Genomic DNA, 10170 nt, shown 5'->3' on the forward strand with positions numbered 1-10170 from the left:
GGCCTGCGCCGCCGCCCGGCCACGGCCCGGATCGGCGGTGCCGGTCGCACGTCCGTGGCCGGGAGCGCCCGGACGGGCGGCGGCGGGCAGGGTCGGGCCCACGCGGGGGTTCAGGAACTGCCCAGCGGACGCCACCGACGCGGCTGACCCGGCGGCGGGGATGCCCTGCCCCGCCGCTCCAGCGGGTGACCGACCCCGGCATCGGGGAGATCGGGGCGTGTCGGGGCCGCCCCGACACCCCCGCCTCACCGAGTTCGTGCGATCGGGCGAGCGTGGGGGATCAGGGGAGCCGGGTCTCCAGCACGCCGTCCACCACCCGGGTCGGCAGGACCTGCTGGTCGTTCGCGGACGGTCCGTGCACGACCTCGCCGCCGTTGAGCCGGAACGCGCTGCCGTGCCACGGGCAGACCACGCAGGTGTGTCCGCCGATCTCCTGGACCTCGCCCTTGCCGAGCGGGCCGCTCTGGTGCGGGCAGCGCTCCAGCATCACGGTGACCTCGTCGCCGTGCCGGTAGAGGATCACCGAGACGTCGTCGTCGACCTCGCGGGTGATCAGTTCGCGCTGCGGCAGGGTGGACAGGTCGGCCACCGGGTGCCAACCGTCGGCCATCCGGTGCAGCTCGGAGATGCTCTGGTTGACCTGCGCACCCTGCTTGTACGCCAGGTGCCCGCCGAGGTACGCGCCGGTGCTCGCGGCGCTGAGCCCGAGCCAGCCGAGCGTACGGCCGAGCCGGTGCCGACCGGTGAGCCGGGCGGCCACGGAGCCGGCGTAGAAGACCAGGCCGACACTGTTGGAGGCGGCGTGCACCAGGCCGATCCGGCGCTGGTCACGGGAGAGCGCCGCCCAGTCGTTGAGCCCGGCGACCGCCGCCGGCAGCGCGCTGATCGTGCCGAACGCGCACAGGGTGGTGGCGGCGCGCCGCTGCCCCGGCATCAGGTCCAGCACTGCCGTGCTGATCCAGGAGCCGACCGGCACCTGCACCATCGCCGGGTGCAGCGGGTGCCCCAGCCAGACGCCGTGCAGCAGGTCGCGCACCCGCTGCGGGCGGAGGACGGCCTGGACGCCCTGCTGCAACCGGTCGCCGACCCGGTCAAGAGCGGAGGCCTGCTCGATCTTCGTCAGGATTGCTCGCACCCGTACCGACTTCCCGGGATGCGCGGTCGCAAACCGGTCGGCGGTGACGGATCCGCAGCGGTACGTGACGACACCCCCGCAGGCGGCGAAACGGGGCGGCTGCCGACCCGTGCGACCTGGTCAGAACGGCGCCGGCCGGGGGGTGTCAACCACCCGTGGGAGCCCCAGCGGTCGCGGTGCACGGCGTCGGCGAGCGGGCGCTTCTGCCGCCAGCCGTGCCGGGCCAGGTCGGGCACCGCCTCGAAGTGGGTGACCGGGCCGAGGCAGAGCCACGCCACCGGGCGGATGCCGTCGGGGATGCCGAGCAGCCGGGCCAGCCACGGCTCCTGGTAGAACGACACCCAGCCGACGCCGAGCCCCTCGGCGGTGGCGGCGAGCCAGAGGTTCTGGATGGCCAGGCAGGCCGAGTAGAGGCCGGTGTCGGCGATGGCGTGCCGGCCGAGCACGGCGGGACCACCCCGGGCCGGGTCGTAGGTGACCACGACCGACAGGGTCGACTCCAGCACCCCGTCGATCTTGATCCGGGCGAACCGTTCCGCCGCCTCGCCCGCCAGCGTGGCGGCGAAGGTGTCCCGCTCGGCGCGGACGTGCTCGTGGAACCGGCGTCGCAGCTCCGGGTCGCGGACCAGGACGAAGTCCCACGGTTGGGAGTAGCCGACGCTCGGCGCGGCGTGTGCGGCGGTCAGCACCCGGTGCAGGGTCTCCTCGGGCACCGGCGCCCCGGTGAACTGGGCGCGTACGTCCCGACGGCGGTGGATGACGTCGTAGAGATCCAAGGCAGGCTCCCGCTGCGCTCGGCCCACGCCTCGCGCGTGGGCACCTGACGCGAGGCCGGTCTTCGGACTCCCGGATCGACGCCTGGCCGTCCGCCTTCCCGGCCGTCGTCGGCCAGTGGCTGCCCTCTCGCGCGTGGACGGTGGCTCCCCGGTCACCGCGGCGGGCCCGTGCCGGATTCGCACCGGCTTCCCGATTCTCCCCGCTCGCGCGGGGCACCTCACATGATCATGCCGTCGGCGATGCTAGTGCCGCGCCGCCCGCGCGCACCCGGCGGGCCCGGCCACGGCGGTGGAAATCCGGTCGCGGCGGGCCGACCATCGCTGACGGCCGCACCCTGGCGCGCCGGCACCGCCGGGGGCATGCTGTCCCGATGGGCGTACGCGTCGAGCGCGCAGCGGCGGTGACCACGGTGATCCTGGACCGGCCGGCGGCCCGCAACGCCGTCGACGGGCCGACGGCGCGGGCGCTGGCCGACGCCTTCCGCGCCTTCGAGGCCGACCCCGGGGCGGCGGTGGCCGTGCTCTGGGGCGCTGGCGGCACGTTCTGCGCCGGAGCCGACCTGAAGGCGATCGGCGCCCCGAGCGGCAACCGGGTCGAGCCGGAGGGGGACGGCCCGATGGGCCCGACCCGGATGACGCTCAGCAAGCCGGTGATCGCCGCGATCTCCGGGTACGCCGTGGCCGGTGGCCTGGAGCTGGCCCTCTGGTGCGACCTGCGGGTCGCCGAGTCCGACGCGGTGCTCGGGGTGTTCTGCCGGCGGTGGGGCGTACCGCTGATCGACGGGGGGACGGTCCGGCTGCCCCGGCTGATCGGCGAGAGCCGGGCGATGGACCTGATCCTCACCGGCCGGCCGGTGCCGGCCGAGGAGGCGTACGCCATGGGGTTGGTGAACCGCCTGGTGGCGCCGGGTGAGGCCCGGGCGGCGGCCGAGCGGCTGGCGGCCGAGATCGCCCGGCACCCGCAGACCTGCCTGCGCAACGACCGGGCGTCGGTGCTGGCCGGAGCCGGCCAGCCGGAGCCGGCGGCGCTGGCCACCGAACTGGCGTACGGCATGGCGTCGCTGGCCACCGACGCGGCCGCCGGCGCGGCCCGGTTCGTGGCCGGCGCCGGCCGGCACGGCACCCCGGCCGGCTGACCCGGTCACTTCAGGCTGCGCAGAGCGTCCTCGATGGCCCGGTGGAACGTCGGGTACGCGTAGATCATGCGCCGGAGCTGGATCACCGGCACCGCCGCGTGCACCGCCACCACCAGCCCGGAGAGCACCTCGCCGCCGGCCGGGCCCACCGACGTGGCGCCGACCAGCACGCCGGTGTTGGCGTCCGCGACGAGCTTGATGAAACCGTCGTCGCCGACCTGGTGGATCCAGCCCCGGGACGAGGTGCCCAGCTTGGTGAAGCCGATCTGCACGTTGATGCCGCGCTGCCGGGCCTGGTGTTCGGTGAGGCCGACGGCGCCGACCTCCGGGTCGGTGAAGGTGACCCGGGGCAGCGCCCGGTAGTCGGCGCGCGGGACGCTCGCCTCGCTGGCGGCGCCCATCGCGCCGCCCACCATGTTGGCGGTGCCGCTGGGGTCCGGGGTGCCGTGGGCGTGCCGCGCGTGGTCGAGCACGTCGGCGATGACGATGGCCGCCTGGTACATCGCGATGTGGGTGAACGCGCCCTCGCCGGTGACGTCGCCGACCGCCCAGATCCCGTCGGTGACCCGCAGTCGGTCGTCGACGGGCAGGAAGCGCTGCTTGGCGTCCAGGCCGACGGTGTCGAGGCCCAGTTCCTCCAGGTGGGCGCGACGGCCGGTGACCACCAGCAGCCGCTCGGCGGTGAACTCCGTTCCGCCGGACCCGTGCAGGGTGAAGCCCTGCCCGTCGTGGCTGACCCGCTCGGCCTTCACCCCGGTGTGGATCTGCACCCCGTCGGCGCGCAGCGCGGCGGCGGCCACCTCGGAGGCCTCCGGCTCCTCGATGGCGAGCACCCGGTCCAGCGCCTCGACCACGGTGACCCGCACCCCGAACCGGACGAAGACCTGGGCCAGTTCCAGCCCGATCGCCCCGCCGCCGAGCACCAGCAGCGACTCCGGCAGCTCCGCGACCTCGGTCGCCTGGTGGTTGGTCCAGTACGGGGTGCCGGCCAGCCCGTCGATCGGCGGCACGGACGGCTTGGTGCCGGTGCCGAACACGATGCCGTGCCGGGCCTGGAAGACCTGCTCGCCGACGCGGACCCGGCCCGGCCCGTCGAGCCGGGCGTCGCCCCGGACGAACCGGCCGCCCCGGCCGGTGAACCGCTCCACCGCGACCCGGTCGTCCCAGTTGTCGGTGGCCTCCTCGCGGATCCGCTTCGCCACCGGCGCCCAGTCCGGCTGGACCTGCGCGGTGCCGGCGAGCCCGTCGACGCGGCGCGCCTCGGCGATCGCGTTGGCCGCCCTGATCATCATCTTGCTCGGAATGCAGCCCCAGTAGGGGCACTCCCCGCCGACCAGGTCCCGCTCGATGCCGACGACGCTCAGGCCGGCCTCGGCGAGCCGCCCGGCCACCTCCTCGCCGCCGACGCCCAACCCGACCACGACCACGTCCACCACTTCCGGCTCCGCCATCCCGCCAGCATTTCGCACCGGACGGCCGTCGGCCACCGGATCGGGCCGGAATTCCGCTGCCGGTAAGGCTTTCGTACGCCTACCGTGGCCGGATGCGCGCACGCTTCGCCCCCGTCCACGACTGCTTCGCCGACCTGCTGGCCTCCGGCCGGGAGACCGGGGCCGGCCTGGCCGTCTGGCACGACGGCGAACCGGTGGTCGACCTGGTCGGCGGGGAACGGTCGCCGGGCCGGCCGTGGCGACCGGAGACCCTGGTCAACGTGTACTCGGTCGGCAAGCCGGTCGCCGCGCTCTGCCTGCTGATGCTCGTCGACCGGGGGCGGCTCGACCTGGACGACGCGGTCGCCGACCACTGGCCGGGCTTCCGCGCCCCGGCCACCGTCCGGCAGGTGCTGGCCCACACCGCCGGGCTGCCGGCGTTCCCGGTGCCCCGGCCGGCCGAGGCGGTCGCCGACTGGGACCTGCTCTGCGCCGACCTGGCCGCCGCCGAGCCCGAGTGGCCGCCGGGGTCCGTCGCGGGCGAGCACGCCTGGACGTACGGGCATCTGGTGGGCGAGTTGGTCCGGCGGGTGGACGGGCGCCGGGTGGGCCGGTTCCTGGCCGAGGAGATCGCCGGCCCTTGGCGGCTGGACCTGCACTTCGGGCTCGGCGAGGCCGACCAGCGGCGCTGCGCCGACCTGACGTACGGGGACCCGGAGTGGCCGCGGCGGGCGGCCGGCGAGCCGGGTTCGCTCTGGTCCCGCGCCGTCGACAACCCGCCGGGGGGCCGGGACCTCGAGGTGGTGAACAGCCCGTTGTGGCGGGGCGCCGAGGTGCCCGCGGTCAACCTGCACGCCACGGCCGCCGCGCTGGCCCGCTGCTACTCCGGCCTGCTCGCCGGCGGCACCCTCGACGGCGTCCGCCTGTTCGCTCCGGAGCTGGTCGCCGAGGCGACCCGGGTCCAGTACGACGGCGACGACCTGCTGCTCGGCCGGCGGGCCCGGTGGACGCTGGGCATGCAGTGGGAGCCCGACGGCAGCTGGGGCATGGGCGGGATCGGTGGCAGCTCCGCCTGGGCGGACCCCGACCGCGGCTACACCTTCGCGTACGCCACCAGCCGGATGGGCGACCACGACCGCGTCGAGGCCCTGGTGGACGCCCTGCACTCCTGCCTGTGACGGTGGACCGCCGTTCCCGGCGCGCCCCGAGCGACCGCCTCGCGCAGGTCGGCAAGGCTCTGGTGCAGGAAACGGGTGCGGTTGGGCGACAGCTCCGCCAGCGCGGGGTCGAGCACGTACAGGGGCACCACCCGGTCGAACGCCGCGCAGCTGGTGGCCAGCGCCGGGTGGTCGTGCACCCGCAGGTCGCGGGTGAGGAGCACGATGGCGGTACGGGTGGTCACGGGATCGGGCCGACGGCCGGCCCGGGGATCACCACCGGGGCGCCGGTCGGGGCGAGCAGGGCCCGGGCGGCCACCGCTATCCGGCGACGCTGCGGCACCAGGGCCCGGTTGACGAAGACGTCGTAGCCCTGGGCGGCGACCTCGTCGAGGATGCCGCCGTAGAGCGCGTACGCGGTGCGCATGCAGGCCTGCGAGGCGGGCGCGAGCAGGGTGATCCCGGGCGCCGCAGCGGCGTAGTGCGCCTGGGCGCGGGTCACCTCGTACTCGATCAGCTCGCGGATGCGCGGCGTGGTGCGTCCCCGGGCGCGGGCGTCGGCCAGCTCGTCCGGGGTGACGCCGAACTTGACCATGTCGTCGTCGGGCAGGTACGTCCGTCCGCGGTCCAGGTCCTCGGCCACGTCCCGGATGAAGTTGGTGAGCTGGAAGGCGAAGCCGAGTTGACGGGCCGGCTCCCGGGCCTCGACCGGGTCGGAGCTGCCCAGGATCGGCAGCATCATCGTGCCGATCACCGCCGCCGAGCCCTCCATGTAGTCGAGCAGGTGGTCGTAGGTGTCGTACGAGGTGACCGTCAGGTCCATCGCCATGCTCTTGAGAAACAACGCAAAGTCGTCCCGGTCGAGATCGAAGACGGCGATCGTGTGCAGCACCGCGGGGAGCAGCGGGTCGTCGACCGGCGCGCCGTGCAGCCCGGCGACGAACCGACCGGCCCACTCGTCGAGCCGGGCGGCGCGCTCGGCCGGGGGCAGTTCCTCGGTGCGGTCCACGATCTCGTCGGCGTAGCGCGTGAAACCGTACAAAGCGTGGACGTGCCGTCGTTTCCAGGCGGGCAGCAGCCGCGTGGCGAGATAGTAGGTGCGGCCGTGACGCCTGTGCAGCTCACGGCAACGGTCATAGGCAGCGGTGAGATCCGTGTCCACCGGCCCTCCTCGGTTATCGACGCACCAATCGACGCAACTCGTAACCCTAGGGTACGCTCGGCCGCATGGCCAACGACGCAGTTGCGGGTAATGCGCTCCGCGTGCCGCCGGCAGGGCCGGCCGACGGCGACGACCCGGTCCGCGCGGTCCTGGCCGCGTACACGAAGGACCTGGTCACGGCGGTGGACGACACCCTCGCGGCCTTCCTGGCCACCGAGGTCGGGGCGCTGACCGAGATCGACGCGGCGATGGGCGGATTCGCCACGACCGCGCGCGACTGCGTCCTGGCCGCCGGCAAGCGGGTCCGGCCCACGTTCGCCTACTGGGGATGGCGCGGCGTGGTCGGCGGCGCCGAGCCGCTGCCGCCGGTGCTGCCGGCGCTCGCCGCCCTGGAACTGCTGCACACCTTCGCCCTGGTGCACGACGACGTGATGGACTCCTCCGCCACCCGGCGGGGCCGGCCCACCGCGCACGTGGCCGTCGCCGCCCAGCACGCCGCCGCCGGGCACCGGGGCGACTCCCGCCGGTTCGGCGAGGCGGTCGCGGTGCTGATCGGCGACCTCTGCATGGTCTGGGCCGACCGGCTGCTCTCGCACGCCAACCTGCCACCGGCCCGCCTGTTCGACGTGCGGCGCTGCTACGACCAGATGCGGGTCGAGACCGTGGCCGGGCAGTACCTCGACGTGCTCGGCGAGAGCGACGCGGCGAACTGGTCGGTCGACCGGGCGCTGCGGGTCGCCCGCTACAAGACCGCGAGCTACACGGTGCAGCGACCGCTGCTCTTCGGCGCCTGCCTGGCCGGCGTCGCCACCGCCGACGCCCCGCTGATCGCCGCCTACACCCGTTACGGGCTCGCCGTCGGCGAGGCGTTCCAGCTCTGCGACGACCTGCTCGGCGTCTACGGTGATCCGGAGACCACCGGCAAGCCGGCCGGCGACGACCTGCGCACCGGCAAGCCGACCGCCCTGCTCATGCTGGCCCGGCAGCTGGCCACCCCGACCCAGCGTCGGGCGCTGGAGCGGGCCGGGACCGGCGCCGGCGAGCGGGAGACCACCCGCCTGGCCGAGCTGGTCGCCGACACCGGGGCGGTCGCCCGGGTCGAGCACATGATCGACGACCGGGTCGCCGAGGCACTGGCCGCGCTGGGGACCGCGACGATCGACGAGACGGCGCGGACCGCGCTGACCGGCCTCGCCACCGCCGCCACCCACCGGCGTTCTTGATGGGCAACTCTTTGCGAAGGAGGTGGTCGGTGTGCGCACCGTGACGGGACGTACGGACCGGGTGGTGGTCGTCGGCGCCGGGCTCGGCGGGCTGGCCTGCGCGCTGCACCTGGCCGGCAGTGGCCGACAGGTGACCGTGCTGGAACGCGAGCCCGTGCCGGGTGGCCGGGCCGGCCGGCTCAGCGTGGACGGCTACGAGTTCGACACCGGCCCCACCGTGCTCACCATGCCGGACCTGATCGCCGAGGCGCTCGGGGCGGTCGGCGAGGAACTCGGCAACTGGCTCGACCTCACCCCGCTCGACCCGGCCTACCGGGCGTACTACCCGGACGGCTCGACGCTGGACGTCATCACCGACACCACCCGGATGGCCGCCGAGATCTCCCGGGTCTGCGGGCCGCGGGAGGCCGACGGCTACCTGCGCTTCGTCGACTACGCCCGGGAGCTGTGGCGGCTGGAGCGGGCCGACTTCATCGAGCGCAACCTGGACGCGCCGACCGACCTGCTCACCGGCAACCTGCTGAAGCTGCTGGCCAGCGGCGCGTTCCGCCGCCTCCAGACGAAGATCAACCAGTTCTTCCGGGATCCGCGCACCCAGCGGATCTTCTCCTTCCAGGCGATGTACGCCGGGCTCGCCCCGCACGACGCGCTGGCCATCTACACGGTCATCGCGTACCTCGACTCGGTGGCCGGGGTCTACTTCCCGCGCGGCGGCATCCACGCGGTCTCCCGCGGCATGGCCGGCGCCGCCGAGAAGCACGGCGTGCAGTTCCGGTACGGCACCACGGTGACCCGGGTGGAGACCGCCAACGGCCGCGCCACCGGCGTGGTGACCAGCGACGGCGAGCTGATCCCGGCCGACGTGGTGGTGCTCAACCCCGACCTGCCGGTCGCCTACCGCGACCTGCTCCCGGCGGCCCGACAGCGCAAGCTCACCTACTCGCCCTCCTGCGTCGTCCTGCACATCGGATCGACGCAGGGATATGCGAAGATCGCCCACCACAACATCCACTTCGGGCGTTCCTGGAAGGGCACCTTCGACGAGGTCATCCGGCGCGGTGAGCTGATGAGCGACCCGTCGCTGCTGGTCACCAACCCCAGCCGGACCGACCCGTCCGTGGCGCCCGCCGACCGGCACACCTACTACGTGCTCGCCCCGGTGCCCAACCTCGACCGGGCCCCGTTCGACTGGCGCGGCGACCTCACCCGCCGCTACGCCGACCAGCTCATCGGCACCCTGGAGGAGCGCGGCTACGTCGGCTTCGGCGAAGGGGTCGAGGTGCTGCGCGCCGTCACCCCCGCCGAGTGGGAGGAGCAGGGCATGGCCGCCGGCACCCCGTTCGCCTCCGCGCACAGCCTCTTCCAGACCGGCCCGTTCCGCCCGTCGAACCTGCACCGGGCCCTGTCCAACGTGGTCTTCGTCGGCTCGGGCACCCAGCCCGGGGTCGGCGTGCCGATGGTGCTCATCTCCGGCAAGCTCGCCGCCGCCCGCATCACCGGGGACGCCCGATGACCCGCCCCTCGACCCGAAAGGCACCGTCCGTGACCTCCCGTGAAGGGCACCTGGTCGAACTGGTCGACGACGCCGGGCAAGCGCACGGCGAGACCACCGTCTCCGCCGCGCACCAGCCGCCCGGCCAGCTGCACCGCGCCTTCTCGGTGCTGCTGGTCGACCCCGCCGGCCGGGTGCTGCTGCAACGGCGGGCCGCCGTCAAGACCCGCTTCCCGATGCGCTGGGCCAACTCCTGCTGCGGCCACCCCACACCGGGTGAGTCGCTGGTCGAGGCCGCCAACCGCCGGCTCCGCGAGGAGCTCGGCGCCGACCCGGTCGAGCTCACCGAGGTCGGGGTGTACGTCTACTACGCCGAGGACCCGGCCACCGGGCGGGTCGAGTTCGAGTACGACCACGTCCTGCGGGGCCGGGTCCGGCCGGACACGCCGCTGCGGCCGGACCCGGACGAGGTGGCCGAGCTGCGCTGGGTCGACCCCGTCGAGCTCGAGGCCGACCTCGACGTCGACCCCCGCGCGTACGCGCCCTGGCTGGGTGGGGTGGTGAACCGGCTGCTGCGCCCCTCGGCGCCGAGGTAGATGCTCGATGCTCCGTTGGGTCTGCGTCCCATCTCAGGCTCCTCTCGTCATGCGGCGCGGTCG

General features: G+C 74.5%; 8 protein-coding genes, 2 pseudogenes and 1 riboswitch. Of the genes and pseudogenes, 5 read left to right on the forward strand and 5 right to left on the reverse strand.

Going from position 1 to position 10170, the window contains the following annotated elements; all coding sequences use genetic code 11:
* Positions 1-280: 280 nt before the first annotated feature.
* Entirely contained in the window at positions 281-1135 is an 855-nt protein-coding gene (locus NCC78_RS21225) for a Rieske (2Fe-2S) protein (RefSeq protein WP_250796512.1), read from the reverse strand.
* Between the two features lie 158 nt (positions 1136-1293).
* Positions 1294-1911, reverse strand: a pseudogene (gene bluB, locus NCC78_RS21230) (5,6-dimethylbenzimidazole synthase); the annotation flags it as partial.
* Between the two features lie 36 nt (positions 1912-1947).
* Positions 1948-2147: riboswitch (cobalamin riboswitch) on the reverse strand.
* A 135-nt stretch (positions 2148-2282) separates the two neighbouring features.
* Between bluB and NCC78_RS21235 the strand changes: the two are divergent.
* Entirely contained in the window at positions 2283-3047 is a 765-nt protein-coding gene (locus NCC78_RS21235) for a crotonase/enoyl-CoA hydratase family protein (RefSeq protein ID WP_250796513.1), read from the forward strand.
* Positions 3048-3052: 5 nt separating this feature from the next.
* Here the strand turns inward: NCC78_RS21235 and NCC78_RS21240 are convergent, their stop codons facing one another.
* On the reverse strand, positions 3053-4498 hold the full coding sequence (locus tag NCC78_RS21240; RefSeq protein ID WP_250796514.1) for a dihydrolipoyl dehydrogenase family protein: 1446 nt from the start codon (positions 4496-4498) through the stop codon (positions 3053-3055).
* A 92-nt stretch (positions 4499-4590) separates the two neighbouring features.
* Here NCC78_RS21240 and NCC78_RS21245 point away from each other — a divergent pair, with 92 nt between their 5' ends.
* Positions 4591-5655, forward strand: a complete 1065-nt coding sequence (locus NCC78_RS21245) for a serine hydrolase domain-containing protein (protein WP_250796515.1) — start codon at positions 4591-4593, stop codon at positions 5653-5655.
* Here the strand turns inward: NCC78_RS21245 and NCC78_RS21250 are convergent.
* Positions 5655-5879, reverse strand: a pseudogene (locus NCC78_RS21250) (deoxyribodipyrimidine photo-lyase); the annotation flags it as partial. The gene NCC78_RS21245 and the pseudogene NCC78_RS21250 overlap by 1 nt on opposite strands.
* A complete protein-coding gene (locus tag NCC78_RS21255) occupies positions 5876-6796 on the reverse strand; it encodes a phytoene/squalene synthase family protein (RefSeq protein WP_250796516.1) in 921 nt (306 codons plus the stop codon). The pseudogene NCC78_RS21250 and the gene NCC78_RS21255, both read right to left, overlap by 4 nt.
* Before the next feature lie 65 nt (positions 6797-6861).
* On the opposite strand from NCC78_RS21255, the gene NCC78_RS21260 reads away from it, so the two are divergent.
* The 3 genes from NCC78_RS21260 to idi are packed head-to-tail and all read left to right on the forward strand — an operon-like array spanning position 6862 to position 10107.
* Positions 6862-8019: a polyprenyl synthetase family protein gene (locus NCC78_RS21260; protein WP_250796519.1), complete on the forward strand. Its 1158-nt coding sequence runs from the start codon at positions 6862-6864 to the stop codon at positions 8017-8019.
* A 31-nt stretch (positions 8020-8050) separates the two neighbouring features.
* Entirely contained in the window at positions 8051-9532 is a 1482-nt protein-coding gene (gene crtI, locus NCC78_RS21265) for a phytoene desaturase family protein (protein ID WP_250796521.1), read from the forward strand.
* 29 nt (positions 9533-9561) lie between these two features.
* Positions 9562-10107 carry an isopentenyl-diphosphate Delta-isomerase gene (idi, locus tag NCC78_RS21270; protein WP_250796522.1) on the forward strand — a complete coding sequence of 182 codons (546 nt, stop codon included), beginning with the start codon at positions 9562-9564 and terminating at the stop codon, positions 10105-10107.
* Positions 10108-10170: the final 63 nt, after the last annotated feature.

Origin of the sequence: Micromonospora phytophila, assembly GCF_023656545.1 — a bacterium.
GTDB lineage: Bacteria > Actinomycetota > Actinomycetes > Mycobacteriales > Micromonosporaceae > Micromonospora > Micromonospora phytophila.